Source organism: Metabacillus litoralis (assembly GCF_007994985.1).
In the GTDB taxonomy this organism is placed as follows: Bacteria; Bacillota; Bacilli; order Bacillales; family Bacillaceae; genus Metabacillus; species Metabacillus litoralis.
This window is the reverse complement of record NZ_VOQF01000001.1, coordinates 628,844-655,624: the sequence shown is the minus strand read 5'-3', so window position 1 is coordinate 655,624 and position 26,781 is coordinate 628,844. Positions and strand designations below refer to the sequence as shown.

Here is a 26,781-nt window from a genome sequence, read left to right as displayed (position 1 = left end):
GTTTAATTGTTATGGGTTGGAAGGCTCTGTTTTCTCATTGAAAACAGAGCTTCTTTGAATTAGACTTTATTTACTCCTCAACTTTAATCGTAACAGGACGATCACCCTCAGACGCAACGGGTTCGATTGCGTATCCAAGATGTTCTGTTTCTTTTCCTTGTACAGGTTGACCTTGTTCAGAGATAGTAGGTGCATGACCTTTTTCTTTATGATTAAAATGCTTTCCTCGTGCCATAAGAAAAAACCTCCTTTTTATTGATTCTCTCCTAATATGAGCAATCTTAAGAGCAATCATGTAATTCAAATTTTTACAAATAAAAAAGTTATAGGGAATTTCCTTCACCTAGTGGGCGGATACATCATAATATATTAAAAAGAAGGTTCAACGCTGAGAGGAGGAATAATTTTGAATCAACACTATCCTTATTTTGTGAGAAGATCACAAAGAAGAAGGGAAGATTATTATCAAGGATTCCCAAATTATAATGAAATTGAACAACAGCCATATCCTTTCAATTCAGCACCTAATATGAACGGTTATAATACTCACCAAATGCCATACTCATATCAGCAGCCGTATCAGCAGTCATATCAACAAAATCAGCAACAACAATTTGCCGGTAATTATAATGGATATCATAATATGAATACTCCTTTTCCAACACCTTATCCAAAGCCAATGCCATATTTCAAACAACAGTCGTCAGGGTTTCAAAATGTTCTTTCACAATTCAAAAAAAATGACGGTCAATTTGATTTTAATAAAATGATGGATACTGCTGGTCAAATGATGAATGCTGTTAACCAAATGGGAGGATTATTTAAAGGGGTAACATCTATATTTAAACCTTAAACCTAAAGTGTGGCTCTAAATAACAAACGGGGAGAAAATATTCTCCCCCCATAGACGATATAATTCATATACTAGTTATTTTGCTTTCGTATATATTCTTTTGCCAGTTGCTGCTTCACTTCATTATATGATAACCCGGAATTTGCGTTTAGACGTTTCACTTCTTCTATATTTGTGTTTGAGTATTGTTTAGTGCTCATAGCTTTCATGACTAGGCTCTCTTTCTTTATTTTCTAGTCTTTCTTTTCGAATTCTTAGTGCATAATTAGCACTTTGAAGATTTGTAATGGCAATAGAGTTTTCAGGACATGCAAACTCACCATTTTGATGTGATTTAAGCTTATCAACAAGGACGCTAATGACGTCTTCTACTTGACATCCATTTACTCCTTCGTGATCAATAGCTCCTGTTTGAAATTTAATGTTAATGTAATGGTTACTATTCCTATTCATTAATACCTCCACTTGAGTTTTTAATTAAATTAGCAACTCGTAAACTTCATTTAATTGATTACCTCTAATAAAATCCTGCTCATTAAATGCGTATTTAATTTCATCAGGTAATACATTGTTTAAAAACTGAACCTCATCGTCTTCTAATGTAAAAACAAAATCACGTTCATTTGAATATGATTTTTTCTCTAATCTTTCCATAATTCGATGACATACAGAACTTCTATCATAATTTGATAATGCTTCTTTTAGATATCCTAAAGTGAAATCCATAATCATCATTCCTTAAAATAATTTTTTAAATCGTTAGAAGCATCATGATTAGTAATGTAAGGGTTGTCTTCTGTAACATCATCTTTATCAAGGTTTGTTTTAATAACAAGACCTGGTGATGGTGATGGATCTGCAATTAATCGATCGGTTAGTTCCTTAAAATCTGGCAGCTTTTCTTTTTGGTTGTTACTTTTCATTATAAACACCTCCATTTCTTAGTGTTTGAATAGGATGTTATTTCTTGCAGAACAATTTATGGTTTTTTTATTTCATTAATTTGTGTAAACAGAGATTAATTACATATTCATTTACAGATTAAATATAAATTTTTTATGTAAAGATAGAAGAAAGAAGGAGGGACAACTGTGCGAAAAAAACATGATATAAAAAAAAGTGACATAACAAACTCAGCTAAAGATCTAGCTAAAGATCCAACGCCAGAAGAAAATCCAAAGTACGGTAGTAAATCACATAAAAATAGTTAACCAAGAGGCTGGGACATAAGTATTTAATCTAATGATAAACCCGAATTATTAGGTGATATTTCAATTAATCATTCGCCTAATAGTTCGGGTTTTTATTTGCTTTGGATTTATTTTGCAGACTATGAGACCTAAGCAGGCGTAGTTGAGGAGGCTCAGCTTCCTCCCCATGGATTATGTGTCCCTCTTATGTTCTTGTTCAATCTGGGTGGGAATTATGATTTAGAATCATCTTGGATTAAAATTGTTTTTGATTTTTTAGGGATAGTAACAAGAAGTGATCCCTTTTTATATGTTGTTTTAATTTCATGTTCTTTAACAGGATAAGGTAATAGGATTGTTTTTGATAAGCTATCTAACGAAGTATAATTTCGGAATGTTGAGGAATTTTCATTATATTCCTTAATTTCCTCACGATTTGTAATTTGAATCGTTAGGTATTGGTCATATAGCTCTAAATTTATTTGCTCTTTCTTAACTGGTGGGATTTGTAATTCGATTACACATGTTTTATCTGTTTCAAAAGTGTTAACTGCTATCGAGTTTAAAGGTAAAGATTGTTGCATTATGGAATCAAATTCACTCATAAATTGTTTTATAGGCTCTGAGCGAAAAAATTGATCAACAATTTGAAAAAAGTCTAAGCTCTCTATTTTTTGTTCCTCATTTTTATTTTTAAATATGTCTTTCTCCTTCATTCTTTCTCCTCCTTATTTTAGTAATAAAAGTCAAATTATTATATGGAGAAGTTAAAAAATGGTTATTGTTAAAGGTTATTTCACAAACATTAATCAACAGCTTTAAACATGAATTAAATCCAGCTTTTCTTTTCATAGGTCGAATCCCTTTAGCAACAAAAAGACTGTATCCATCACCAGTTTTTTTAACAACAATACTATTAAAGGAACATTGTTTATTATAAAAAGTGCCAAATAACAAAATGCTTTATTTACGAACGTTTATTCGGTAAAATAGAGAAGATAAAATCTCTTATTGTAAATATTTCATAAAATAATTCCTTTAAGGAGATAAACACTTTTTTCTCCGGATATAAGATAGAAAGCTACATTTTTCCAGTAACGTTCCTTAAATAATGAGGTGAAAGCATGGAATTTAGAAAAACATTAACAAGTCTTTTAGAATCTTTGAAGGAAGATAAGGAGTTTAACGATCAGATTGTACATTGGCATACCATACCAGCAAAAGAGGCGAAATCTGTTGAAATGCCTAAAGATTTAGACACAAGATTGAAAATTGCACTAGAAAATAGGGGGATATCAAAGCTATATTCACATCAAAATGAAGCATTTTTATATGCAAATTCAGGTTCCGATTTTGTTGCAGTTACTCCTACAGCTTCTGGCAAAACTTTATGTTATAACTTACCGGTTTTACAAAAGATCTTACAAGATGAAACGAGTCGTGCATTATACCTTTTTCCTACAAAAGCATTAGCACAAGATCAGAAATCAGAATTGAATGAAATAATCTCTGAAATGGGAGTCTCCTTAAACTCTTACACGTATGACGGTGACACATCACCTGCCATCCGTCAAAAGGTAAGAAAAGCGGGTCATATTGTTATAACAAATCCTGATATGCTCCATTCAGCAATACTACCTCATCATACAAAATGGGTTTCTTTGTTTGAGAACTTAAAATATATAGTGATTGATGAGCTTCATATTTATAGAGGAATTTTTGGAAGTCATGTTTCTAATGTTATAAGAAGACTTAAACGCATTTGTGAGTTTTATGGCAGTGATCCACAATTCATTTGTACTTCTGCAACAATTGCAAATCCAAAGGAATTGGCCGAAACCTTAACCGGAAGACAGGTTAAATTGATTAATGAAAATGGTGCGCCATCAAGCAAAAAGCATTTTATATTTTATAATCCTCCTATTGTTAATAAACCATTAAACATTAGAAGAAGTGCGACATTAGAGGTTAGAAAATTAGCAGGTAAGTTCTTAAAAAATAAAATACAGACAATCGTATTTGCTAGAAGCCGAGTGAGAGTAGAGATTATTTTGACCTATTTACATGACTTGGTGAAAAATGAGTTGGTGAAAAAATCTATTCAAGGATATAGAGGTGGCTATTTACCAAAGCAAAGAAGAGAAATTGAAAAAGGCTTGCGTAATGGAGAGGTTTTAGGTGTTGTCAGCACGAATGCTCTTGAACTTGGTGTAGATATTGGGAGCCTACAGGTATGTATAATGACAGGTTATCCTGGTACAATCGCTAGTGCTTGGCAACAGGCTGGTAGGGCCGGGAGAAGGCAAGGGGAAGCTGTGATTTTAATGGTAGCAAGCTCAAGTCCACTAGATCAATATATTATTCAAAACCCCCGTTATTTCTTTGAACAAAATCCTGAAACAGCCATTATCAATCCTGATAACCTTGTTGTTTTGGTTGATCACTTGAAATGTGCTGCATTTGAACTTCCTTTTAAAGTTGGTGATACTTTTGATGGATTAGAATTGGAAGATATCCTCCAGTTTTTAGCTGAAGAGAGAGTGTTATATTTTAATAATGAAACATATCATTGGATGAACGATTCTTTCCCTGCTCATAATATTAGCCTTCGTTCAGCATCACAAGAAAATGTCGTGATCATTGATCAATCTGACATAGCAAATGTAAAAGTGATAGGGGAAATGGATCGTTTTAGTGCCATGACTTTACTTCACGATGAGGCGGTATATTTACATCAAGGGGTACAATATCAAGTAGAAAAGCTTGATTGGGAAGAGAAAAAAGCTTTTGTTCGAGAAGTTGATGTGGATTATTTTACTGATGCGAATTTGGCCGTACAGCTAAAAGTACTAGAGGAAGATATGCTAAAAGAAGATCATAATGCTATGTTTGGATATGGAGATGTAACTGTACAAGCAATGGCAACGATTTTTAAGAAAATCAAATTTGATACACATGAAAATATAGGCTCAGGGCCAATTCATTTACCTGAGGAAGAGCTTCATACAAACTCAGCATGGATTAGTGTTAATGAGAATGTTGTAGAAAGACTTTCAATAAAAAGAGTAGAGGAATCCATAATAGGTGCTGCTCATGTTTTACAGCATGTAGCACCATTAAAGGTAATGTGTGATCCATCTGATTTACATGTTATTGCGCAAATCAAAGCAGTTCATAATGGAAAACCAACTATATTTTTATACGATAGATATCCAGGTGGAGTAGGGTTGTCAAAAAGAATATATGAAACAATTAATGATGTAATTAATGAAGCTTTACAGTTAATAGAGTTTTGTCCTTGTACAGAAGGCTGTCCCTCATGCATTGGAGCAGATATTGTTTCCAAATCTGCAAAAAATGATACCCATTTTCTACTTAGCAATATAAAGGATGGAACAAAAAATGTCGTTGAAAAATAAATTAAATAGGCTAAAGCAGAACATTGTCAGAGAGAATGATTTACCTGTACAGCAAGAAAATAAAGATTCTTCTAGCCAGAATGATCTTAAATGGAAGGAACATAACATAGAGATTTGTCATTTTGAAGGACAAACATGTTTTATAAGAGAAGTTATCTATCCTCTTAATTTTAAGCACGGACATTACCAGCTCGGAGATTTTCATGAAATTGTCGGACTTTGGAATAAAAGTGATTCTGTTCATCCATTATCATCAAAAGGTCACAAGTCTAGTGAACTTTTTTTCTTTGATACTGAAACTACAGGGTTAGGTGGGGGAGTAGGTAATACAATCTTTTTACTTGGCCAAGCACAGGTGTTTCATGATCGTGTTGTGATCAGGCAGTATTTATTACCACAGCCTGGTAATGAAATAGCACTTTATAATTGTTTCTTAAAAGATATTAATAGTAAAACACTAGTCACATATAATGGCAAAGCATTCGATTGGCCCCAGGTAAAAACACGTCATACGTTAATACGAAACTCTGTTCCGAGTTTACCTGCATTTGGGCATTTTGATTTATTTCATGCAGCTAGGAGACTGTGGAAAAATGAATTAGAATCAGTTCGTTTATCAAAGGTTGAAACAGATATATTAGGCATTAAACGTGAAAATGACGTTCCAGGATATTTAGCTCCTATGATTTATTTTCAATTTGTAAAGCAGCAGCAGCCTGAAATCATATCAGGAGTGTTAAAGCATAATGAGATTGATGTATTATCACTAATTACACTTTATATCCATTTATCTTTAATAATCTTAGAAACAGATCAAAAAGCTAGCGGTGAAGAGCATTATGAGATTGCGAGGTGGCTAGATTATGTAGGGGATAACAAATCAGCTATCTCTGCTTATAAAAGTCTTTTGAATAAGAAATCAAATAAGGAAGATCAAGCTTTACTCGCTTTATCAATGCATTATAAGAGACAGCAAAATTGGGATGTTGCGGTTATGGTATGGGAAGAAATCATTTCTATGAATAGATCAGGAACACAAGAAAAAGCTGCAATTGAGTTAGCGAAATATTATGAACATAAAGTGAAGAATTATAAAAAAGCGATTTTATATTCTGAAATGGTATATAAGCTAATAAATGAATGTGGTGACTCAAAAAAGACGAATGATACTGAAATTTCTAAAAGGCTAAACAGGTTAAAAATAAAATACGCTAAAAATATTCCCCGGGCAAGCGCAGGAAGTGAGTGATTTCGTCAATATTTGTTTAAATCTTAAGATTGTATGAATTTATTAAATAGTAATTGTAGCTTTTTGTTGAACCATGTAAAATAAATGATTGTAATATGTTAAAGAAGGAGAAGGTTTTTGTGTACAAAGGTATTTTATACTTGTTTTTCATTGTAATTGTTTTAACAATCTTTATTTTTACAAACTTCAAGGAAAGTTTTTATGCTTTTTTATAAAAATTAGGTTTTTGCATTAGTACATGTATGTACCTTTCATCATAGGCTATGAGTGTAAGATAAGATAAAAGATTGAAAGGAGAATGTAACATGCATTGCAGACCTAATGTAATGGCACCAATAGTACACCCTACAAAATGCTGTGTTAACCATAATTATTCTGAGACGATCGTACCACACATTCATCCACAACACACAACAACTGTAAATAATGAATTCTTTAAGCACCAACACTATTTCCCGCAAACACAATCTGTAGAGAATCAAGTATCACATCAACATTTTAATGTGTATGGTCCTACTCCAGGTTTTGGTCAAGGAGCACCAGTTCCTCGTCCAGGATTTAGCCCTGGTCCATTTTTCGGATAATTCATATTGTAGGGAGCAGGAGCTGATATTTCAGCTCCTTTCTTATTTTTTTAATTTCATTACTTCTTTTGTTATAATGTATTAATATAGCTCGTATAATGGTAAGGTGGTTTACTTGAAAGTAGTAACGGTATCAGGATATAAATCATTTGAGTTAGGGATATTTAAAAATGATGATCAAGCTGTAACATATATAAAAAAAGCAATTCAAAAATCTCTAAATTCTTTAATTGAGGAAGGGTTAGAATGGGTTATCATTAGTGGTCAAATGGGTGTTGAATTATGGGCTGCAGAAGTTGTGTTTGATTTACAACTCGAATGTCCGGATCTAAAGCTGGCAATCTTAACACCTTTTCTAAACCAAGAAAGCAAATGGAACGAAATAAACAGAGAATATTATGAGTTTATCGTATCTCAAGCTGATTTTGTAGAAAGTATAACAAAGAGAGAGTATGAAAGTCCTTTACAATTTCGTCAAAAAAACGAATTTCTTATTAATAAAAGTGATGGATTATTACTAGTATATGATGATGAAAAACAAGGTTCTCCTAAATTTTTAATGGATGTAGCAAAGAAAAAGCAAGAAGTTAACAACTATTATATAGAAACAATTAATTTTTCTGATTTACAGGTAGTTGTAGAAGAGGAAAATATGAAAAATAATGATTTATGGTAATCATGACCAAAACCTGCTTCTCCGTAATATGCTGTCTAGAATATGAGCAAAATGGTGTGCACATTTGAAAATGAAAAAAGTATGTGAAGACAACTAAAAAAGAAAAATTGACATTTTGTAATTTTTCTGAAAAAATAAAAGTTGATGACTTCGCTAAATGAGGTGAATAATATGCTTTCAGATAAAGTAAAATTAACAGCTAAAGAGATTTTAGAAAAAGAGTTTAAATCAGGTGTTAGAGGCTATAAACAAGAAGAAGTAGATAAATTTCTTGATCTTGTTATTAAAGATTATGAAACATTTCATCAAGAAATTGAAGATCTTCAACAAGAAAACTTGCGCTTGAAGAAACAACTGGATGATACATACAAAAAACAAACACCAGTTCAAACAAATACAACAAATTTTGATATCTTAAAAAGGTTATCTAATTTAGAGAAACATGTATTTGGTAGTAAACTGTATGATTAATTAAACCTAAAATCTTCCTCTTGTTTTATGAGTAATTTTTAGGTATACTAAGTCTTGTTGTTAATAACGTTCAGGTGATCGCTGCAATCTTTAGGATTGTAGAGGAAAGTCCATGCTCGCACGGTGCTGAGATGCCCGTAGTGTTCGTGCCTAGCGAATTCATAAGCTAGGGCAGCTAAAGCTTAATGCTTGGCTGACGGCAGGGAAAAAGCCTAAGTCCTTTGGATATGGCTTGAATACCTTGAAAGTGCCACAGTGACGGAGTCTTGCGAGAAATCGTAAGAGTGGAACGAGGTAAACCCCACGAGTGAGAAACCCAAATTATGGTAGGGGCACCTTCTTGGAGGAATTGAACGAAGAGAAGGACAAGAGCTTTTAGCTTTTGTAGATAGATGATTACCACCTGAGTACGAGGCTATGCCGCTTGTAGTACGATGGAACAAAACATGGCTTATCGAACGTTATTAATTAGTTAATAAATAATTACTAACAAAGGGCTGATTATATCAGTCCTTTTTTTGTAGGATTAGAAATAATTGCTTTTAGATGTTAGAATAAACGTTATATTACCACATAATAAATTGTTCATAATCATAAGCTATGTTTTTCTTTTATACATATAAAATTATTGGATATAATTTATATAGGTAACCTTCGTGGACTTTGTTAATTTTAGTCGCAGCATCATCACAGTTGCTACCAGCAAATAATAGCAAATTATCTTCAGAATAGCATCTTATATAATGAGGTAAATACGTACATAAGCATTGTGAATTAAAAATAGTAAGGCAGGGTGAATAATGAAAAAATTATCTTTGATTGCAACATCGGCAATGGGGTTAGAGGCAATAGTAGGTAAAGAGGTAAAAGACTTAGGATATGATTGTCAGGTTGAAAATGGCAAGGTTATGTTTGAAGCAGATGAATTGGCAATTTGTCGCTCGAATTTATGGCTTAGAACAGCTGATCGTATAAAAATTAAAGTTGGAGAGTTTCAGGCAAAAACCTTTGATGAATTATTTGAGAAAACAAAGGCACTAAACTGGGGTGATTATCTACCTGTTAATGCTGAATTTCCTGTTATAGGTAAATCAGTAAAATCTACATTACATAGTGTGCCAGATTGCCAAGCTATAGTGAAGAAGGCTGTAGTCGAAAAAATTAAGTCACATTATAAAACTGAAGGTTGGCTAAGTGAAACTGGCCCATTTTATCGAATTGAAGTAGCTCTCCTAAAGGACATTGCCACGATTACTATCGATGCAAGTGGAGCTGGATTACATAAACGAGGCTTTAGAATGGATCAAGGTGGAGCACCTATTAAGGAAACACTTGCAGCAGCGCTTGTTCTATTAACAAAATGGAATCCTGATCGTCCATTTGTTGATCCATTTTGTGGATCTGGAACAATTCCACTTGAGGCAGCTATGATCGGACAAAATATTGCACCTGGCTTTAATCGAGATTTTGCATCTGAAGCATGGGATTGGATTGGGAAAGACAAGTGGGATTTAGCTAGGCAGGAAGTAGAAGATAAAGCTAAATATGATCAACCTTTAGATATTCAAGCTTCAGATATAGATCACCGAATGGTAAACATTGCAAAGGAAAATGCGGAAGAAGCAGGCCTTTCAGAATCTATTCAATTTAAGCAAATGCAAGTAAAGGATTTCACGACAACCAAGGAATTTGGTGTAATCGTTGGTAATCCTCCTTATGGTGAGCGTTTAGGAGAAAAAAGAGAAGTAGAACAATTGTATAGAGAAATGGGACAGGCTTTCTCTACATTAGATACATGGAGTATTTATATGCTAACATCTCACGAAGGCTTTGAAGAGTTATATGGTAAACCAGCTACAAAGAAGCGGAAGTTGTTTAATGGTTTTATTAAAACAGATTTTTATCAATACTGGTCAAATGTTCGTCCTCCTAGAAATTAAGAAGAATTCATGATTATATTTTCTGTTATAAGGATAAGAAAATTGATATAATCAAAAAAAGGAGTGTGTGTTTATGTCATCAATAACAGATCAGCTTGGACCAAAATATTTCTCCCTGGACGCAGCAAAAGTTGATGCTAGTCCAACAGAGTTTATTATTACTAATGATGAGGGAAAAACCTATTATATAGTAACACCCGAAACATTAACAGATGAATTGCTCGGGATGGGATATAAGACGGTTGAAAACGAAGGGTGATTTTACTCTTCGTTTTTTTATAGTGTCGAATATATAGCTATAAAAGTGGCAAAAAACTGAGATCACATTTCATTTCTTGAATATATGTTAAAGAATTTGGTCATACTTAAATTATGATTATCACACATAGTGAAAGGTGTGAAATAAGGAATTGTATTACAATGACCAATTTGAAATGATTGCAAAAGCTTTAGATTCAACTAAAAAGTCTTTGGAAACACAAGTTAACTTTGATGATCCTGCCATACTGCAGGTTGATAAAGCAAAAGCAGAAATGATTGAGTCGTTGGCTCATGCAACATCCATTGATCATCAGTTAATCATAGAAACAATGTTTAATCACTAGGTAGTTAGAGTAACTCACTAAGAGTAGGCTCTTTTTTTTTGCCTTGGTGAATCAGTGGTATAGGTTAATAAGGTTGAGTTTAAAAATTAAATGAAGCAAAATAAGAACTGACCTTCAAAGCATTAGATAAATAATATGTCGTAAATCTATAAGTGTAAATGAATTGACTTTTTTTAATATAAAGAAGATAATTAAAATTTACGGTAAAAATGAAAAATATGGAGGTAACGTCTATGGTTACATCACGTTTGCCTTTTGCTATATCAAAGGATGAGAGCTTTTACCAAGCTTTAAATAACTGGATTGGAGATGTTTTTTATGATATCCTTCCAGACCAAGGCTTTGAGTTAAGAGATGAACAAATCTTCATGGCTTTTCAATTAGAGAGAGCATATCAAGAAAAGAAGGTTATGTTTGCAGAAGCTGGAGTAGGTACTGGTAAAACCATTGTCTATTTGCTTTATGCATTATCTTATGCGAGATATACTGGTAAACCTGCAATAATTGCATGTGCAGATGAAACATTAATTGAACAATTAGTAAAACAGGAAGGCGATATCGCCAAATTAACTAAATTTCTAGATTTGAATATGGATGTAAGATTAAGTAAAACACATAGTCAATATTTATGTTTAAACAAACTAGATGATACAATTCAAAAAACTGGTGAAGAAAAATATTTAGATCTCTATGAATCATTACCTGATTTTGTTCATGAAAAAGCAGGAATGCAGCATTTTACTCCTTATGGAGATCGAAAAGAATTTGGCCATTTTTCAGATGAAGAGTGGGAACGTGTTGGTTGGGATAGCTTTCAAGACTGTTTCACTTGCAATCAAAGACACCGTTGTGGTTTAACATTGTCTCGTGATCATTATCGTAAAGCAACTGACATCATTGTGTGTTCTCATGATTATTTTATGGAACATGTATGGACGTTTGACTCCCGTAAGCGTGAAGGTCAAATTCCACTACTACCCGAATATAGTAGTGTTGTGTTTGATGAAGGACATTTATTGGAGTTTGCTGCTCAAAAAGCTTTAACATATCGAGTAAAACAGAGTTCATTGCAAAACTTTCTAGAAAGATTATTGCAAAATGAGATACGTGAAGAGCTTGCGTATTTAGTCGAGGATGCATTAGCAATTAATGATGAATTTTTTGACGATCTTCAAACATATACAAGTCATGTTGAAGGATCTGATCGTTTAGCTATTACGAATAAAGAAAAATTACAGAAAAATGCTAGCGTTCTTCAAAGAAAGCTAGCGGAAATCAGTGAAGCACTTGTTTTTGAAGGTGAATTATATACCATTGGTGATTATGAATTAAAAATAGTAGAAGAGTATATTGATCAAATGGAATTTTCTCTCTCCTTATATACAAAAAGCAAAAGCGCTGTAAGTTGGGTCGAAGAAAAAGATTCTGATTATACATTAGTTATTATGCCTAGAAAGGTAGAAGAAGTTCTTAAAGAAAAAGTGTTTTCTGCTAAAATTCCGTTTATCTTTTCTTCTGCTACTCTTTCTGAAAATAAATCATTTGATTTCATAGCAAGTAGTTTAGGAATTGGTGATTATCTATCATTATCTGTTGAATCACCTTTTGACTATGAGGAACAAATGCAACTTCAGGTTATAAAAGAAGAAGATAGCTCAGTGAAATTTACAAAAACAATAGAAGAGCTTATTCAGACAGAAGGTAAAGGGCTTGTTCTCTTTAATTCAAAGGCTGAATTAAGTTGGTTTAAAACAAAAATGGAATCAATAACTATTGAATTTCCTGTGCTATTTGAAGGTGACAAAGAAATTAGTTCATTAGTAAAAGAGTTTCAACAAAATGAAAATTCGGTTCTTTGTGCAGTTCATTTATGGGAAGGCTTAGATATACCAGGTTCTTCATTATCTAATGTAATTATTTGGTCTTTACCATATCCTCCAGAGGATCCTGTCTTTGAAGCGAAACGTTCTGATAAAATAGATCCGTTTCATGATGTTGATTTACCTTACATGTTGTTGCGTTTAAGACAAGGTGTTGGACGTTTAATTAGAACAAGTGAAGATCGCGGATTTATAACTATTTTCACTTCACAAAATGATGAAGCTAACATCGAACAAATTCAATCTGTATTACCAGTAAAATCAGTTATTAGATAGACAGGAGCATAGCTTCTTGTCTATTTTTTTATCGTATGAGCATTATAAATTTTCATATGCTTTGAGTTAAGGGGCTTGTGTGTGTTGTTTGTTCTTGACACGAAGAATATGGCTCTATAATCTTAAGAGTGATAAACAAAAGGGAGTGGTACGATTGAAGCAAATGGAGAAAGATTTTTTAGAATACATAAAAAAAATGCAAGCTTATGATGAGGCCATTAACGTCATGTACTGGGATATGAGAACAGGTGCACCGAAAAAAGGGATTGAGCAGCGTTCTGAAGTGATCGGGATGTTATCTACAGAAGCTTTTGAAATGCTGGTTTCAGATCAAATGAATGATTATTTAACAGCGCTTACTCAAGAAGGTGTATATGAAGAACTAAGTTTTGTCACTCAAAAGGCAATCGGCTTTTTGAAAAAAGAATACAAAAAAAATAAAGTCATACCAGCAAAAGAGTATCAGGAATATGTAATTCTTTGCTCAAAGGCAGAAGCAGTATGGGAGGAAGCTAAGGCAAAATCAGATTATCAGCTATTTGCTCCTTATCTTCAGAAACTAGTAGATTATAATAAAAAGCTTATAGATTATTGGGGACATAATGGAAATAAATATAATACTCTCCTTAATGAGTATGAACCAGGTATAACTGTAGAAATATTAGATGAAGTTTTTGCACAGGTTCGTGAAAAAATCGTTCCATTGGTAAGAGAACTTGCAAATTCACCTAAACAACCAAAAACGGAGTTTTTGAATAAACATTTTTCTAAACAAAGTCAAAAGGAGTTTAGTGAATATATTCTCAAGGAAATCGGCTATGATTTTGAGGCAGGAAGACTTGACGAAACTGTTCATCCTTTTGAAATAACATTAAACCGTGGAGATGTCAGAGTTACAACAAAGTATGATGAATCAGATTTTCGTACCGCCATATTTGGAACAATCCACGAGTGTGGACATGCTATTTATGAACAGAATATTTCTGAGGAGCTCGAGGGCACGCCTTTATGTAGTGGCACATCTATGGGAATTCATGAGTCACAATCTTTATTTTATGAAAACTTTGTTGGTCGAAATAAAGAATTTTGGGCAGTTTATTATAAACAATTACAATCCCACTCAACAGAACAGTTTTCAAATGTAAATTTAGAGGATTTTTATCATGCCATTAATGAGTCAAAACCTTCACTAATTAGAATTGAAGCAGATGAACTGACTTATCCACTACATATAATGATTAGATATGAAATTGAGAAGGCTTTGTTTAATGATGAAATAACTGTTGATGAGTTGCCACAAATATGGAATCAAAAATATAAAGAGTATTTAGGCATAACACCTCCTAATGACGCTCAAGGTGTATTACAAGATGTTCATTGGGCTGGTGGTAGTTTCGGCTACTTCCCATCATATGCTTTAGGCTATATGTATGCAGCACAGTTTAAACATGCAATGCTAAAGGATTTACCTAATTTTGATGAAATAGTAAGAAACGGTCAATTTAATAAAATTAAGGAATGGCTAACAGAAAATATTCATAAGTTTGGAAAAACAAAAGAGCCTCTAGAAATCCTTAATGATGTTACAGGTGAAAGCTTGAATGCTAACTATTTAATTCAATACCTTGAGGAGAAATACCGAAATATTTATCATATCTAATGACGAGAGATAAGGATTCCAGATAAAAAAATATTTTTTATATCAGTTAGTTTTATACATTAGCCACTTTATTTGTTCATTTATTATGCACCTTGTCCTGAGAGTTGAATATAATGTAAAAAGAATTCTCAGGAGTGATTTAAAATATGAATTTTAAATCGTTAATTAGTAATATGATAAATAAAAGGAAGAATAACTTTAGAGAAAAAATGAAAACACAAAACAAATGTCCTGAATGCCGTGGGCATGGCTTTATTATTCCATCTAGCATGTATATAACTAGTTCTTTAGAATGCCATGCTTGTAATAGTACTGGTAGTTATATTGATTGGGAAAAAGGGAACAATGAAGATTAGAAATAAATGAACAAAGGGGTTTGGAATGCATTCATTCCAAACCCTTTTTTTGTGTTTATTAAGTTTTTTTTGTGAAAAGTAACACATTGAAATGTGTATAATTTATCTTTCTAATAACATCTCTTTTTGATCCTCATATTCCTCTTCTGACAGTATATCTAAGTCATATAATTCTTTAAGTTTTTTTAGTTTCTCGAAATTGTCGATTGCTGAATCTACTCTTTGACCTTTAATATCGCTTATCTTATTTTCAATCGTTTTTTTTAGCTCAATGATTTGGTCAAGTTCATGCTTTGTGAAATCGATTGTATTTTTTTGTTTTTCCTTTTTATTATTATTTAATCCACAATCGATTACTAATTCTCCATTAGATGCAAAACCAGGTTTTTTTAAGGTTATCGTTACGATGTTTTTATATGGAATTAAATTTATTTTATTGAACTTTCCTAAGAGGCCTTGTTGTACTAGTTCAATACTACTTTGATAGAGATAAACTGTAACTTTATTACCTTTTTTGAAGATATATTCTTTAAATGCTAACTCTGCCATTATAATCCCCTCTTCTAGTGAACAAATAGATTAAACTACTTCATTTTACAAAAAAATTAATTAGATGTTAATGGATATCAAAAGAATTTGTCGGAAAAAAATCTCACAATCCTACTACTAATAATACTTGGAATTTGGTAATTACTCAATTACTAAAAAATAGGTTTAAAAACCCCTTATTTGTTTATAGTAAGAAAAAAAGGTGTGAAAGTATTGAATTTCTTACAAGCATTAAGTGACTGGAATAAATCAAAAAGAGAACAATTTAGAACAAACATGGAATCATTAGGTAAATGTCCTGACTGTAGAGGACGGGGCTACAATACAATTATATCCAGCGTGTACATACCTACATATGAGTCCATTCTTGACTGTCATAGTTGTAATGGAACTGGTGCTTATTCTGAATCGTGATTTGAACAAAACCCTAATTATATTTAATGTCATATTTAAGTAGCATTTGCACAAAATAGATATGCTTTTAAAATATAATGGGGAGTTGTGCACAATGAAGTGGCAAAAACTTTTACTTTCCAAGCTAATAGAAAGAAAGGACAAAAAAGTGGCTCTTGCAATTGATACGTCAACAAACGAAATAAACAAGATGTTAATTGAGAACATTATAAAATTGTTTAGTGAAGTAACCCCAAATGCATTTTTGATACAAGCTGATTTTAAGATAAGAAGTATTTCACCACTCAAAGAAAATAAAATGACATATTATAACCACGGTAAGTCCTCATACACAGAGGTATTAGAATGGGTAGAAAAGGAAGAAATTGATACATTATTTTATATAACGGATGTTACTGGATATTTTTATGAAGATCTAGATGTAACAAATGAAGTCTTTTGGTTAGTGCCGGATGAATTTGTTCCAAAAGTACCTTTTGGTAAAACGATTCGTGTGGCGTAAAAGTTGGCTTCTTTAAAGAGAAGCGCTTATTAAAGGTAACTAATTCATATGGTGCTTAGCATATAACAGATAGTACATCTAAATAGACGAGTATAACGGAAAATATAAAAGGCTGACAAAAAGTCAGCCGTTTTTGCTAATTTATACACAAAGAAATAGAAAGGTTTCCATGCTCTGTAATTTCTATAGGTATTGTAACAAATGTTCCGTATTTAACGTTCTGTATATCAGGAAGAAACTTCGGAGTGGAAATATCTGTAGTAAAACCTTGGTTTGAAAGAAGTGTAGCTAAATTTCCTGTTAACATATTAGCAAATTCACCAATAAATGATTCTAATAACTCACCAGTAACAGGCATACCAAACATTCCTTCTCCGATCATACTATATACACCTGTTTGTCCTTGGATGAGGATAGCACCTGATAATTCACCATTAAGGTCAATTTGAACAGAGTGAAGAGTCTGATCATTAGGTATTACATTTGTTGTATCTTCGATTGAATAGGGGATTGTAAGTAGCATTTTAATTGATGCCATTGTTCCATCTAATAATTGATCTATCACATCTTTATTCATCTTCTTCCTAGTTCCTCCAGCCTATAGTTGTTACTTTATATTAGCATAAAACATATTAATAGAAGTACGTTTTACACAAAAATAATAAATTTGTGTTGAAATTTGTAAGATTATCAAAGCTAGTTAATTTTGCTTATTATCTTTTTAGATTATATAACCTTATATTAAGAAGACGATGTTACTAACATAAAAGTTACAACCACTGTACTTATTTTCGAACTAATTAGGACTATATTACTAAAGAGGTGTATGTTTTGATAAACGAGAGAACTGAATATAAAATCATTTCATCTAAAAATGGAGAGGAATTTTGTCTTAGAAAAGCAATGGAGAAGGATGCACCTCAAATTATAGTTGCTGCAAAAAAAATTATCGATTCTGGTACATATATTCAAAAAGAAAAACCAAGAAGCATTGAAGAAGAACAGCATTTCATTAAAGAAATGCATCGTGCTAACAACATGTATATTGTTGTTGAAAAGGAAAAGGAAATTGTAGGTATTGCAAGAATTATAAGAGGCGAACTAGAAATGAAGAGTCATACTGGGCTATTTAGAACATGGTTGATAGATCGCGTACAAGGTAAAGGGATTGGTAGCGAAATCATGACCTATACATTGAACTGGTGTCGAGTAAATGGCTTACACAAATTATGTTTAACTGTGTTTTCATCAAATGGATTAGCACAAAAACTTTATGAAAGATATGGTTTTGTTACAGAAGGTATACAAAAAGAGCAAGTGAAAATAGGTAATAAATATGATGACGAAATTTTCATGGCTTATTTTTTAAATTCTTAAAATCATTATAGTGAACACAGTATTTCTTAAGTTTAGTATTGAATGCTTTAGGCAAAGATTTGGAATGAATTTGTTCGTTTTAATCTCTATAAGTAAAAAAACCATTTATACCATATATTCTCAATGAGAAACAATATCTTTTATTATATAATAAGAGAGCACAACAACAACAACAACTCCTTTAAAACGTCTTCCCTAAAATTTGGGAAGGCTTTTTTTGTTTTTTACAGGATAATATTGTATATCATTGGAAATAGTAACCTTATTGAATTTGAGGTGAACTAAATGGCGACAATCTTATCAGTTGGTAAAGCAATACCAGAAAATGAAATAAGTCAAACTACAGCTGTTGAACTTTGTAGGGAAATCTTTAGTGATTCCTTTAAGGATATTGATCGTTTATTAACCGTATTTAGTAACGGTCAAATTGAAAAGAGACATTTTGCAGAAGAACTTACTTGGTATCAAAAGGAGCATTCCTTTGAAGAAAAAAATGATTTGTATATTGAGAAAGCTGTAAATTATAGCGTAGAAGCAGTTAAAAATTGCCTCTCCAATCAACAAATATTAAGTAGACCTGTTTCTTTTGAAGAAATAGATGCCATTTTTTTTATAAGTAGTACTGGTTTTTCTACACCTAGTATTGATGCAAAAATTATGAACCAGCTTCCCTTTAAGAAAACAACAAAAAGAATACCGATTTGGGGTTTAGGTTGTGCAGGTGGTGCCAGTGGTTTATCAAGAGCTTATGAGTATTGTAGGGCATATCCTGATTCAGTTGTATTAGTGATTGCTGTTGAGCTTTGCAGTTTAACTTTTCAACATGATGATCATAGTAAAAGCAATTTAATCGGTACTTCTTTATTTGCCGATGGTGTTGCATGCACATGTATTGCCGGAAAATCATTCAACTGGAAAGAGAGATCTAAATTAGCAGCTTTACCTGAAATTATTGGAACTAGATCGACTTTAATGAAAGATTCTGAGGATGTTATGGGATGGGATATCAAGAACAATGGATTGTATGTTATCTTTTCCAGGGATATTCCTGCAATTATTAAGAAATGGTTAAAACCACAAATTATTGAGTTTCTTAATGAGCATCATTTAACTTTGAACAAAATCAATCACTTTATCGCACATCCAGGTGGAAAAAAAGTTATTGATGCATACATAGATGGGTTAGGTTTTACTGAGGAACAACTAAATATTTCTAAGGAAGTACTTAAAAATCATGGCAATATGTCATCAGTAACTGTTATGTACGTTCTGGAGGAATACTTAATACAAGAACTAGGTCAAAATTCAGATTTTGGGATAATTGGTGCATTAGGACCGGGATTCAGCTCTGAATTATTATTAGTTTCTTGGAAGGGGTAGATAGTAAATGTTTTATGTATTTTTTTCTTTACTTATATTACAAAGAATTACGGAGTTAGCAATAGCCAGAAGAAACGAAAAATGGATGATCGATAGAGGAGGGGTTGAGCATGGAAGTGAACATTACAGGTTCATAGTCGCTCTCCATACATTATTTCTATTATCCCTTTTATTTGAAGTTATGGTGTTTGAGCGGGAGATTTCTGTTCTATGGTATTTACTGATCCCAATTCTAATCATCACACAAATGATTCGGTATTGGGCACTTATGTCTTTAGGGTCTTATTGGAATACTAAGATTATTATTGTTCCAAATGATATTGTTGTCTCCAAAGGTCCATATCAGTATTTAAAACATCCGAACTATATTATAGTAGCAGTGGAAATTTTAATCATTCCACTATTATTTCAGGCTTATGTAACAGCTCTTATATTTACAATATTAAATATTGTCATGATGACAGTTAGAATTCCTACAGAGGAAAAAGCACTGAAAAAATACACTAATTATCAAGAAGCTTTTAACTCAAAGTCCAGATTTGTGCCAAGAAGATAATGAATAGCCAGACTTTTCAAATATCTATTGAAAATGATTATCATTGATGATAGAATGAATTTACATTGAAAATACTTCTCATTAAAAATGGAGGTCTTCTACGAATATGATAATGTTATTTGTGGGTGGTACCGTAATTACGTACAGTCTCTTGATTGGTTACATATTAAAAAATATTGATGCTCAAAAAGCATAATTTGAGTCCACATAGAATGTGGGCTTTTTTTTATTTTTCATCCGAAATTGATTGATGTAATATTCAAAGATATTATATCAAATTAAGCTAATCACTCTCAAAAACTGGAAAAAAGAAGATAATTCATTTGTTTTTTCTTTAATATAAGTTAAAATAGAAATATTTAATTTAATTCGATAAGATATAATTAATTTATATTAGATAAACAAAGGGGATTATTATGACAGCGGCTTTAACAAATGAGTTCATCCAAAAAATAAAACAGATTTATGACAATGTAAATACAAAGGATACTGAAAATGCACGAAAACTATTGGAAGTAGCTGATAAGCTATACAATGAGAAGTTATACATAGCTTTTGCAGGTCATTTTTCTGCTGGGAAATCGACTATGATTAATAAATTGTTAGATGAACAAATACTACCAACAAGCCCTATTCCCACAAGTGCTAATTTAGTGTTACTGGAAAAAGGTGAAGAACATGTATCATTATTTTCAAATAGAAACGAAGAGATAGAGCTAACTGGTCAATACTCAATTAATCAAATTAAAGAGTATTGTAAGCAAGGTGATGAAATTGAGAGAATATCAATTAAAAAACCTTATCAAAACCTTGCAGAAAACGTAGTGATCATGGATACTCCTGGTATTGATTCAACAGACGCTGCGCATAAGCTATCAACAGAATCAATGGTTCATCTTGCTGATGTTGTTTTTTATGTGACAGATTATAATCATGTTCAATCCGAGGAGAACCTCTCGTTTGTTGGAGAAATGATTGAACGTAACAAAATGATTTTCTTGATTGTTAATCAGATTGATAAGCATGAGGAAACTGAAGTTTCGTTTAAGGACTTTAAAAGTCAAATTACTGAATCATTTTCCGAGGTAGGTTTACATGAAAACGATGTCTTTTTTACAACTTTAAAGAACGATAAACATCCATATAATGAACTAGACCACATTAAAGAGCTTATAAAGACAGTTGTTAATAAAAGGATGGAATATATCGAAAGAAATATTCAAAACTCCGTTGAACAAATAATTGAAGACCATATTGAACAATATCAAGAACAACTAGAGATAAATAATGAAAATAAAGAAAAACTACAAAATTCATTGAGTAATGAACTTAATAAAAAGAAAGCATTAGAGGACTCGATTCAATCTGAAGAAGATAAACTAAAAGAAATTAACAATGAAATAACTGAAAAAGTTGAATCGATTTTAAAAAGTGCAAATTTAGTTCCTTATGAGACGAGGGAAAAAGCAGTAGCTTATATTGAAGCGGTTGATCCTTTATTTAAAGTTGGTTTTCTTTTTGCAAAAGCTAAAACAGAACAAGAACGTGATAATAGAAAGCAAGAACTATTTGCTAGCTTATCGAAAAATCTTGAAACGCAGATTACCTGGCATTTTACCCCTTTGCTTAAGGAAGTTATTAAAAAATATGATATCCATAATAGTGAGATTGTTAATCATTCACAAACATTTTCAATTACGATTACAGATAATGTAATTTTTGAAGCATTAAAGTCAGGAGCATCGTTTAATGATCAATATGTTTTAACTTATTCATCTGATGTAAGTGAGCTTATAAAAAAACATAGTAAGTCTCAGGTGATGATGATTTTCAAAAAGATTATTAATCAAATAAGAGAAGATAAACAAAGCATTTTTGACGACTTTAATCAACGTCTTAACATCTGTTTAAAAGAAATAAAGCAGAACGAAGAAATATTAGCGAAGTTTATTCAATTAGAAAATTACAAAAAAAATTTAAATCATCTTTTAGTTAATAAATTAGAAGGTGAAGCCAATGATAGTGAAAATTGGTTAACAAATAATCAACTATTTACTAAAACAACTCGAAGTAGTATTACACTTCAAAAAAATAAGGAAATGATAACAGAGGAGAAAACGAGAAATTCAGTAGCGAAGGTATCAGCTGATCACATTGAGAATAGAGATGTATTTATAGTTGAAACAGAGAAAATTCTTAAGAATTTAGAAAATATCAAAGGATTTAAGCAATTTATAAATGCAATAGAAGATAAAGTAAAGAGCTATAATGATCGTACATTTACAGTTGCCTTATTTGGAGCATTTAGTGCAGGAAAATCATCATTTGCTAACGCTTTAATTGGTAGCCGACTTTTACCATCATCTCCAAACCCTACAACAGCGACTATAAATAAAATTTCACCAACAACAAATCAAAAAAAACATGGAGTTGTTGATGTTAAACTTAAAACGAGCGGAAAGTTATTAACAGAAATGAATGAAGCAATTTCATCATTAGAAGTAGGAACAATTACTACTCTTGATATGGCAGCAGAAAAACTTAAAATACTTAAGGGTAAAAATACGACCGAAGTTGAGCAAATTAAAAAGTATAAAACGGCTTTACTTCATTATCAAGAACTCACAAGTTCTAGGGATGGTCTATTGGTTGTTACAACAACAGACGAAATGAAGGATTTTGTCGCAAAAGAAGAGAAAGCCTGTTTGGTTGAAGAAGTGATTGTTTATTATGATTGTGCGATTACTAAAGCAGGAATTACACTTGTTGATACACCAGGAGCTGATTCTTTACACAAAAGGCATACAGATGTTGCTTTTCAGTACATTAAAAAAGCAGATGCTATTTTGTATGTTACATATTATAATCATCCATTTTCTAAAGGAGACAGAGAATTTCTAAGACAGTTGGGAAGGGTAAAAGATTCATTCACACTTGATAAGATGTTCTTTATTATAAATGCAATAGATCTTGCACAGGATGAAGAAGAAGTCGATCTTGTTAAAGATTATATTAGAGACCAATTATTACAGCATGATATAAGAAATATGAGGCTATATGGTGTATCAAGTCACAATATTTTATCTAATAAAATGGAAACCGAGTTTGATGAGTTTAAAAGTCATTTCGAGTATTTTATCAAACAGGAATTAACAAATACATCTATTCTTTCTATTCGTGAGGATTTAAAACGTTGTCTAGAAAGAATTCAATCTTTTATAGAGACAGCAAATAAAGATAAAGCGGAAAAAGAACAAGAATTACAAAAGCTTCGTAAAGAAAGAGAGCAAGTTAACAATGAATTAATTGGTTTAACGAATCAACATATTGTTTCAACGGTTAATCAAGAGATAGAAGAACTTATATTTTACTTAAAACAGAGGTTGTTTTTCCGGTTTAATGATTTTTTTAAGGAGGCCTTTCACCCTGGGGTTTTTCATCAATCTGCAAACACACAACAAGCTTTATCATTATGTTTGAATGATCTTATAAAAACAATTGAATTTGAGTTAATTCAAGAGCTACAAGCAACATCACTAAGGATTGAAAATGTTATTTATAAAGCTATAAATGATGAATATGTAAGGTTGTCACAAATCATTAAACGAATATCAAACTCTATTTCTGTGACAAATCAAGAAAAACAAGAAATTCATACTCCGAATATAACAATAGAGTTTTCTAATGATATGATCTCAATTTTGAAACCATCATTAAAGATTTTTAAGAATACTAAATCATTTTTTGAAAAAAATGAAAAGAAAGTAATGAGTGAAGATTTAACCCAACGTTTTAATGAACCTATATCTGATATATTAAAAACGTATAACAATAATTTTTCAACTTATTATGAAAAAGTGATCAATGAAATTCATTCACATGTAGTAAAGGATATTATGGAACAAGTTCAAGAAGGTTTTGAAGCTTTATTAGATATTCAGCCTCAAAATACCGAAATTCTTAAGCAACAAAAAAGCGATATAGAAAACACCTTAAAACTTATTTTATAGAATAAAAGATGGAGCTAGTATCTTAACATGTGGTAAAATCAATGGATATGATTGCATGTTTAGGAGGAATGAGCATGGAAGCTAAATATCATGTTTGTGCTACTTGTATTCATTTTTTGGCTGAGCGTAAAGCAGAGGGTATGGTGTTCACCTGTAATCGGTTAAAGTATGAAACAAAGCCAACTTATAAATTTGATTGCTGGACTCCTAAAGAACATGTCAAAAAGCTAATGAAAAAAAGAGGTGAATTCCATGAGTAATGTTCATGAAGCAATAACAAAACATAGTAATAGCCAGCATCAGCATGTCCAAACGTTTTTAAAATTAGAAGCAAAGCGAGAGACACTAATTGAAGAAGCAGTGTTTTGTTGTGTTAATGCTTTGCCTTTTGAAGTAGATAAAATTAATGAAGTGACAGCTGAAATAAACTACTTAGCATCTAAAGGTATTGTTCCAACAAGAAAATCAGTGACAAAACAAATGGTTAAAGAATACGTTGTAAGAAAATATGGTAAATAACATTATCTATTTTTACGATTCCCATTATTCAACAACCCTTTCACTTATATAAAAAGAGATTATGTGGGGGAAACTAATCTTGAATATGATTGAAAGGTGAGTGTGAAAATGGGTCGTACAAAACTTGGAAATGCAAATGCTCAACGTAATAATAATAAAAAGAAAAAGAATGATTTTAATACAGAGTTTGCTTCATACGCTCAACATGAAGCACTGAAGTTAAGCAGTCAAAATAAGGATTAATTTTTCTTTACCTGTAGAGTTTCCAATGCTCTACAGGTTTTTTTATTTATATGGTCAGTTGAAAAACTGATAAATAAATAGCTAAAAAGAAACCATAATCGTTTTGGCGTGAAGTACCATCACAATTCTAAATTCACTATGTTATACTAACACAGGTGAAACAAAATCTAATTATGCATGATAAAATAAGGTAATAATGAAAGAGGCGAAATAACAATGAAAAAAGATCATTTATTAATTGTTGATGGAATGGCTTTATTGTTTCGTTCATTTTATGCTACATCTGTATATGGGCAATTTATGATCAATAGTAATGGAATTCCAACAAATGCGATAAATGGAATGCTGAAGCATTTAATTGCTGTAATCGAATATACAAAGCCATCACATGTTATATGTTGTTGGGATATGGGAAGTAAAACGTATCGAAATGAATTGTTTGACAATTATAAAGCAAATAGACCTGAAGCACCAATTGAAATGATTCCACAATTCGATTTAGCAAAAGATGTTGTTGAGGCATTTAATATCCCTAATATCGGAATTGAAGGATATGAAGCAGATGATTGTATTGGCACATTAACTAAAACATTTGAAAATGATATGGATATTTCTATTATCACTGGAGATAAGGATATTCTCCAGCTTTTAAATGATCGAGTAAATGTATTAATCTTTCAAAAAGGTATTGGTAATTACAAGCATTATACGAAAGAAAACTATATCGAGGAATTTGAAATTGAACCTGCTATGTTGATAGATGTAAAGGCATTAATGGGAGATTCTAGCGACAATTATCCTGGTGTAAAAGGTATAGGAGAAAAGACAGCATTTAAATTAATTTCCCAATATCAATCAATCGAAGGAATTTTAGATAATTTATTTGAGCTTACAAAGGGACAAAAAACGAAAATTGAAAATGACCTTGATATGCTCCATTTATCAAGAAAGCTGGCAGAAATTAATTGTGAAGCTCCATTGGAATGTATAATGGAGGATGCAAGACTAAATATTGACGAGGACAAAGCTTTGGCAAAGTTAAAAGACCTTGAATTAAAAGGAATTTATTCACTGCTTAAAAAGCTATCTCCTGTTGAAGAAGCGATATAAGAGAGGGAGGCGGTTTAATTTTGCCTCTCTCATTATTTTATAAGATCAGAAAACATAAAACTTTTACTAGCTACAGTGTTTGATCCTTAGTCGATGCATCTTTAGTTTGTAAGACATGATCAAGGCTATTTCGCTTTTCTTATTATTTGGTATTTTTCTTTTTAGCTGCGTTTTCAAGCTTGCTTTTTGGTTCTGTTGAAAATTCAACATCCTCACCATGGCCTTGTGGATTTACACTAGGCGCTATTTGTCCTCGATTATTTCCTCTTTTTTCACTACTCATATCATTTCACCTCCATTTTTATTATGACCAATAATGCTAAATTAATTAAAGTCATGCATTATTGAAATTATTCACAATTTGCTTATTGGGTATGAGACCTTGTATATTGTTAAAATGTTTAGTCAAGTTCCTCAGTAATTAGAATTCTTGGTTGTTAAAGTTAAAGTAAAATGAAAGAAATTGTTCTAAAAAATTGAAAAGGATAGATATAATCGACAATTTTCGATATGATCATCTTATACGTTTAATTTGAGGATGATTTTGAGGAAATGGGAAAAACAGTTGATGAATACGTAGATTATTTATGTGCTAAAGGATTTATACTAGGTGAGGATGCTTATGGTTTTATCCAGTTTGGGAAACATTATACAGATGCTGATGATTCAATGGTAAACCTAGCAATTGAACTTACGTTGAAAATACAAAAAGAATTTGATGGAGCATTTTTTATCTCATTATTAGAGATGTTTAATAAAGAATTGATAACGGGTCGTAAACAGGCATTAAAATATCTACAAGCACTTCATTTATTATAAATTCACTGCTAGCCCTATTAGTCGAAGTATTTATAAGATCGGAAAGGTTTAGTTAAGTTTTTAGCTCCTGAATAAGAAATAGCTCGAGAGACCAAGCTATTTCAATTATACATTTTTTTCTAGGAGATAAGATAAATAGGCAG

General features: G+C 31.7%; 31 protein-coding genes and 1 other RNA gene. 23 read left to right on the top strand and 9 right to left on the bottom strand.

Going from position 1 to position 26,781, the window contains the following annotated elements:
- Positions 1–70 precede the first annotated feature (70 nt).
- A complete protein-coding gene (locus FS935_RS23345) occupies positions 71–235 on the bottom strand; it encodes a hypothetical protein (protein WP_158638521.1) in 165 nt (54 codons plus the stop codon).
- Positions 236–529: 294 nt separating this feature from the next.
- Here FS935_RS23345 and FS935_RS03395 point away from each other — a divergent pair, with 294 nt between their 5' ends.
- Positions 530–853: a YppG family protein gene (locus tag FS935_RS03395; protein WP_146946333.1), complete on the top strand. Its 324-nt coding sequence runs from the start codon at positions 530–532 to the stop codon at positions 851–853.
- 71 nt (positions 854–924) lie between these two features.
- Here FS935_RS03395 and FS935_RS23340 read toward each other — a convergent pair whose 3' ends face one another.
- From FS935_RS23340 to FS935_RS03375, 5 genes are all read right to left on the bottom strand, one after another.
- Positions 925–1,062 carry a hypothetical protein gene (locus tag FS935_RS23340; RefSeq protein ID WP_158638520.1) on the bottom strand — a complete coding sequence of 46 codons (138 nt, stop codon included), beginning with the start codon at positions 1,060–1,062 and terminating at the stop codon, positions 925–927.
- Complete coding sequence (locus FS935_RS03390; RefSeq protein WP_146946104.1) at positions 1,043–1,306, bottom strand: Acb2/Tad1 domain-containing protein; 264 nt, start codon at positions 1,304–1,306, stop codon at positions 1,043–1,045. Before FS935_RS03390 ends, FS935_RS23340 begins: the two co-directional genes overlap by 20 nt.
- A 24-nt stretch (positions 1,307–1,330) precedes the next feature.
- Positions 1,331–1,579, bottom strand: coding sequence for a sporulation protein (locus FS935_RS03385; RefSeq protein WP_146946103.1), 249 nt, complete (start codon positions 1,577–1,579; stop codon positions 1,331–1,333).
- Positions 1,580–1,584: 5 nt separating this feature from the next.
- Entirely contained in the window at positions 1,585–1,776 is a 192-nt protein-coding gene (locus FS935_RS03380; RefSeq protein ID WP_146946102.1) for a hypothetical protein, read from the bottom strand.
- Positions 1,777–2,276: 500 nt separating this feature from the next.
- The gene (locus FS935_RS03375) at positions 2,277–2,759 is read right to left on the bottom strand and encodes an Hsp20/alpha crystallin family protein (RefSeq protein WP_146946101.1); all 483 of its coding nucleotides are present in this window, start codon (positions 2,757–2,759) and stop codon (positions 2,277–2,279) included.
- A 408-nt stretch (positions 2,760–3,167) separates the two neighbouring features.
- Here FS935_RS03375 and FS935_RS03370 point away from each other — a divergent pair, with 408 nt between their 5' ends.
- From FS935_RS03370 to FS935_RS03315, 12 genes are all read left to right on the top strand, one after another.
- Complete coding sequence (locus FS935_RS03370; protein WP_146946100.1) at positions 3,168–5,462, top strand: DEAD/DEAH box helicase; 2,295 nt, start codon at positions 3,168–3,170, stop codon at positions 5,460–5,462.
- The gene (locus FS935_RS03365; RefSeq protein WP_146946332.1) at positions 5,446–6,711 is read left to right on the top strand and encodes a ribonuclease H-like domain-containing protein; all 1,266 of its coding nucleotides are present in this window, start codon (positions 5,446–5,448) and stop codon (positions 6,709–6,711) included. The genes FS935_RS03370 and FS935_RS03365 overlap by 17 nt, the downstream gene beginning before the upstream one ends.
- 305 nt (positions 6,712–7,016) lie before the next feature.
- Positions 7,017–7,295 (top strand): spore coat protein, encoded by a 279-nt coding sequence (locus tag FS935_RS03360; RefSeq protein WP_146946099.1) that lies wholly within the window; start codon positions 7,017–7,019, stop codon positions 7,293–7,295.
- Between the two features lie 115 nt (positions 7,296–7,410).
- Entirely contained in the window at positions 7,411–7,971 is a 561-nt protein-coding gene (locus FS935_RS03355) for an SLOG family protein (protein ID WP_146946098.1), read from the top strand.
- Between the two features lie 171 nt (positions 7,972–8,142).
- Positions 8,143–8,442, top strand: a complete 300-nt coding sequence (gene gpsB / locus FS935_RS03350) for a cell division regulator GpsB (RefSeq protein ID WP_146946097.1) — start codon at positions 8,143–8,145, stop codon at positions 8,440–8,442.
- Positions 8,443–8,508: 66 nt separating this feature from the next.
- Positions 8,509–8,901: RNase P RNA component class B (gene rnpB / locus FS935_RS03345), an RNA gene on the top strand.
- Between the two features lie 341 nt (positions 8,902–9,242).
- Positions 9,243–10,382 carry a THUMP domain-containing class I SAM-dependent RNA methyltransferase gene (locus FS935_RS03340; protein ID WP_146946096.1) on the top strand — a complete coding sequence of 380 codons (1,140 nt, stop codon included), beginning with the start codon at positions 9,243–9,245 and terminating at the stop codon, positions 10,380–10,382.
- 73 nt (positions 10,383–10,455) lie between these two features.
- Positions 10,456–10,641: a LolA-like protein gene (locus tag FS935_RS03335; protein ID WP_146946095.1), complete on the top strand. Its 186-nt coding sequence runs from the start codon at positions 10,456–10,458 to the stop codon at positions 10,639–10,641.
- Positions 10,642–10,792: 151 nt separating this feature from the next.
- Complete coding sequence (locus FS935_RS03330) at positions 10,793–10,987, top strand: hypothetical protein (RefSeq protein WP_146946094.1); 195 nt, start codon at positions 10,793–10,795, stop codon at positions 10,985–10,987.
- Positions 10,988–11,220: 233 nt separating this feature from the next.
- Complete coding sequence (locus FS935_RS03325) at positions 11,221–13,143, top strand: ATP-dependent DNA helicase (RefSeq protein WP_146946093.1); 1,923 nt, start codon at positions 11,221–11,223, stop codon at positions 13,141–13,143.
- Between the two features lie 163 nt (positions 13,144–13,306).
- The gene (locus FS935_RS03320; RefSeq protein WP_146946331.1) at positions 13,307–14,803 is read left to right on the top strand and encodes a carboxypeptidase M32; all 1,497 of its coding nucleotides are present in this window, start codon (positions 13,307–13,309) and stop codon (positions 14,801–14,803) included.
- A gap of 146 nt (positions 14,804–14,949) precedes the next feature.
- Entirely contained in the window at positions 14,950–15,159 is a 210-nt protein-coding gene (locus FS935_RS03315; protein WP_146946092.1) for a hypothetical protein, read from the top strand.
- A 102-nt stretch (positions 15,160–15,261) separates the two neighbouring features.
- Here FS935_RS03315 and FS935_RS03310 read toward each other — a convergent pair whose 3' ends face one another.
- Complete coding sequence (locus FS935_RS03310; protein ID WP_146946091.1) at positions 15,262–15,708, bottom strand: SHOCT domain-containing protein; 447 nt, start codon at positions 15,706–15,708, stop codon at positions 15,262–15,264.
- A gap of 508 nt (positions 15,709–16,216) precedes the next feature.
- On the opposite strand from FS935_RS03310, the gene FS935_RS03305 reads away from it, so the two are divergent.
- Positions 16,217–16,624: a VWA-like domain-containing protein gene (locus tag FS935_RS03305; RefSeq protein ID WP_146946090.1), complete on the top strand. Its 408-nt coding sequence runs from the start codon at positions 16,217–16,219 to the stop codon at positions 16,622–16,624.
- A gap of 136 nt (positions 16,625–16,760) precedes the next feature.
- Here FS935_RS03305 and FS935_RS03300 read toward each other — a convergent pair whose 3' ends face one another.
- Positions 16,761–17,201, bottom strand: a complete 441-nt coding sequence (locus tag FS935_RS03300; RefSeq protein WP_146946089.1) for a chemotaxis protein CheX — start codon at positions 17,199–17,201, stop codon at positions 16,761–16,763.
- A gap of 254 nt (positions 17,202–17,455) precedes the next feature.
- On the opposite strand from FS935_RS03300, the gene FS935_RS03295 reads away from it, so the two are divergent.
- The 8 genes from FS935_RS03295 (at position 17,456) to FS935_RS03265 (ending at position 25,819) form a co-directional block, all read left to right on the top strand.
- A complete protein-coding gene (locus FS935_RS03295) occupies positions 17,456–18,001 on the top strand; it encodes a GNAT family N-acetyltransferase (protein ID WP_439116617.1) in 546 nt (181 codons plus the stop codon).
- A gap of 285 nt (positions 18,002–18,286) precedes the next feature.
- Complete coding sequence (locus FS935_RS03290) at positions 18,287–19,381, top strand: type III polyketide synthase (protein WP_146946088.1); 1,095 nt, start codon at positions 18,287–18,289, stop codon at positions 19,379–19,381.
- Positions 19,382–19,388: 7 nt separating this feature from the next.
- A complete protein-coding gene (locus FS935_RS03285) occupies positions 19,389–19,937 on the top strand; it encodes an isoprenylcysteine carboxyl methyltransferase family protein (RefSeq protein WP_146946087.1) in 549 nt (182 codons plus the stop codon).
- Between the two features lie 416 nt (positions 19,938–20,353).
- Complete coding sequence (locus tag FS935_RS03280; RefSeq protein ID WP_146946086.1) at positions 20,354–23,947, top strand: dynamin family protein; 3,594 nt, start codon at positions 20,354–20,356, stop codon at positions 23,945–23,947.
- A gap of 74 nt (positions 23,948–24,021) precedes the next feature.
- On the top strand, positions 24,022–24,207 hold the full coding sequence (locus FS935_RS03275) for a hypothetical protein (protein ID WP_146946085.1): 186 nt from the start codon (positions 24,022–24,024) through the stop codon (positions 24,205–24,207).
- Positions 24,200–24,466, top strand: coding sequence for a DUF2533 family protein (locus FS935_RS03270; RefSeq protein ID WP_146946084.1), 267 nt, complete (start codon positions 24,200–24,202; stop codon positions 24,464–24,466). The genes FS935_RS03275 and FS935_RS03270 overlap by 8 nt, the downstream gene beginning before the upstream one ends.
- 108 nt (positions 24,467–24,574) lie before the next feature.
- Positions 24,575–24,709: a protein YpzF gene (gene ypzF / locus FS935_RS24145; RefSeq protein ID WP_275669555.1), complete on the top strand. Its 135-nt coding sequence runs from the start codon at positions 24,575–24,577 to the stop codon at positions 24,707–24,709.
- Between the two features lie 216 nt (positions 24,710–24,925).
- The gene (locus FS935_RS03265; RefSeq protein WP_146946083.1) at positions 24,926–25,819 is read left to right on the top strand and encodes a 5'-3' exonuclease; all 894 of its coding nucleotides are present in this window, start codon (positions 24,926–24,928) and stop codon (positions 25,817–25,819) included.
- A gap of 142 nt (positions 25,820–25,961) precedes the next feature.
- Here the strand turns inward: FS935_RS03265 and sspL are convergent, their stop codons facing one another.
- Positions 25,962–26,102, bottom strand: coding sequence for a small, acid-soluble spore protein L (gene sspL / locus FS935_RS03260; RefSeq protein ID WP_146946082.1), 141 nt, complete (start codon positions 26,100–26,102; stop codon positions 25,962–25,964).
- A gap of 269 nt (positions 26,103–26,371) precedes the next feature.
- On the opposite strand from sspL, the gene FS935_RS03255 reads away from it, so the two are divergent.
- On the top strand, positions 26,372–26,638 hold the full coding sequence (locus FS935_RS03255) for a DUF6123 family protein (protein ID WP_146946081.1): 267 nt from the start codon (positions 26,372–26,374) through the stop codon (positions 26,636–26,638).
- Positions 26,639–26,781: the final 143 nt, after the last annotated feature.

What these genes read in the sequence shown, in the direction of transcription:
- FS935_RS23345 (WP_158638521.1), bottom strand. Translation starts at nt 235, where the DNA reads ATGGCACGAGGAAAGCATTTTAATCATAAAGAAAAAGGTCATGCACCT.
- FS935_RS03395 (WP_146946333.1), top strand. Translation starts at nt 530, where the DNA reads ATGAACGGTTATAATACTCACCAAATGCCATACTCATATCAGCAGCCG.
- FS935_RS23340 (WP_158638520.1), bottom strand. Translation starts at nt 1,062, where the DNA reads ATGAAAGCTATGAGCACTAAACAATACTCAAACACAAATATAGAAGAA.
- FS935_RS03315 (WP_146946092.1), top strand. Translation starts at nt 14,950, where the DNA reads ATGAATTTTAAATCGTTAATTAGTAATATGATAAATAAAAGGAAGAAT.
- FS935_RS03320 (WP_146946331.1), top strand. Translation starts at nt 13,307, where the DNA reads ATGGAGAAAGATTTTTTAGAATACATAAAAAAAATGCAAGCTTATGAT.
- ypzF (WP_275669555.1), top strand. Translation starts at nt 24,575, where the DNA reads ATGGGTCGTACAAAACTTGGAAATGCAAATGCTCAACGTAATAATAAT.
- FS935_RS03380 (WP_146946102.1), bottom strand. Translation starts at nt 1,776, where the DNA reads ATGAAAAGTAACAACCAAAAAGAAAAGCTGCCAGATTTTAAGGAACTA.
- FS935_RS03275 (WP_146946085.1), top strand. Translation starts at nt 24,022, where the DNA reads ATGGAAGCTAAATATCATGTTTGTGCTACTTGTATTCATTTTTTGGCT.
- FS935_RS03375 (WP_146946101.1), bottom strand. Translation starts at nt 2,759, where the DNA reads ATGAAGGAGAAAGACATATTTAAAAATAAAAATGAGGAACAAAAAATA.
- FS935_RS03255 (WP_146946081.1), top strand. Translation starts at nt 26,372, where the DNA reads ATGGGAAAAACAGTTGATGAATACGTAGATTATTTATGTGCTAAAGGA.
- FS935_RS03310 (WP_146946091.1), bottom strand. Translation starts at nt 15,708, where the DNA reads ATGGCAGAGTTAGCATTTAAAGAATATATCTTCAAAAAAGGTAATAAA.
- FS935_RS03300 (WP_146946089.1), bottom strand. Translation starts at nt 17,201, where the DNA reads ATGAATAAAGATGTGATAGATCAATTATTAGATGGAACAATGGCATCA.
- FS935_RS03265 (WP_146946083.1), top strand. Translation starts at nt 24,926, where the DNA reads ATGAAAAAAGATCATTTATTAATTGTTGATGGAATGGCTTTATTGTTT.
- FS935_RS03325 (WP_146946093.1), top strand. Translation starts at nt 11,221, where the DNA reads ATGGTTACATCACGTTTGCCTTTTGCTATATCAAAGGATGAGAGCTTT.
- FS935_RS03270 (WP_146946084.1), top strand. Translation starts at nt 24,200, where the DNA reads ATGAGTAATGTTCATGAAGCAATAACAAAACATAGTAATAGCCAGCAT.
- FS935_RS03290 (WP_146946088.1), top strand. Translation starts at nt 18,287, where the DNA reads ATGGCGACAATCTTATCAGTTGGTAAAGCAATACCAGAAAATGAAATA.
- FS935_RS03365 (WP_146946332.1), top strand. Translation starts at nt 5,446, where the DNA reads ATGTCGTTGAAAAATAAATTAAATAGGCTAAAGCAGAACATTGTCAGA.
- FS935_RS03280 (WP_146946086.1), top strand. Translation starts at nt 20,354, where the DNA reads ATGACAGCGGCTTTAACAAATGAGTTCATCCAAAAAATAAAACAGATT.
- FS935_RS03385 (WP_146946103.1), bottom strand. Translation starts at nt 1,579, where the DNA reads ATGGATTTCACTTTAGGATATCTAAAAGAAGCATTATCAAATTATGAT.
- FS935_RS03390 (WP_146946104.1), bottom strand. Translation starts at nt 1,306, where the DNA reads ATGAATAGGAATAGTAACCATTACATTAACATTAAATTTCAAACAGGA.
- FS935_RS03335 (WP_146946095.1), top strand. Translation starts at nt 10,456, where the DNA reads ATGTCATCAATAACAGATCAGCTTGGACCAAAATATTTCTCCCTGGAC.
- FS935_RS03370 (WP_146946100.1), top strand. Translation starts at nt 3,168, where the DNA reads ATGGAATTTAGAAAAACATTAACAAGTCTTTTAGAATCTTTGAAGGAA.
- FS935_RS03340 (WP_146946096.1), top strand. Translation starts at nt 9,243, where the DNA reads ATGAAAAAATTATCTTTGATTGCAACATCGGCAATGGGGTTAGAGGCA.
- gpsB (WP_146946097.1), top strand. Translation starts at nt 8,143, where the DNA reads ATGCTTTCAGATAAAGTAAAATTAACAGCTAAAGAGATTTTAGAAAAA.
- FS935_RS03305 (WP_146946090.1), top strand. Translation starts at nt 16,217, where the DNA reads ATGAAGTGGCAAAAACTTTTACTTTCCAAGCTAATAGAAAGAAAGGAC.
- FS935_RS03360 (WP_146946099.1), top strand. Translation starts at nt 7,017, where the DNA reads ATGCATTGCAGACCTAATGTAATGGCACCAATAGTACACCCTACAAAA.
- sspL (WP_146946082.1), bottom strand. Translation starts at nt 26,102, where the DNA reads ATGAGTAGTGAAAAAAGAGGAAATAATCGAGGACAAATAGCGCCTAGT.
- FS935_RS03285 (WP_146946087.1), top strand. Translation starts at nt 19,389, where the DNA reads ATGTTTTATGTATTTTTTTCTTTACTTATATTACAAAGAATTACGGAG.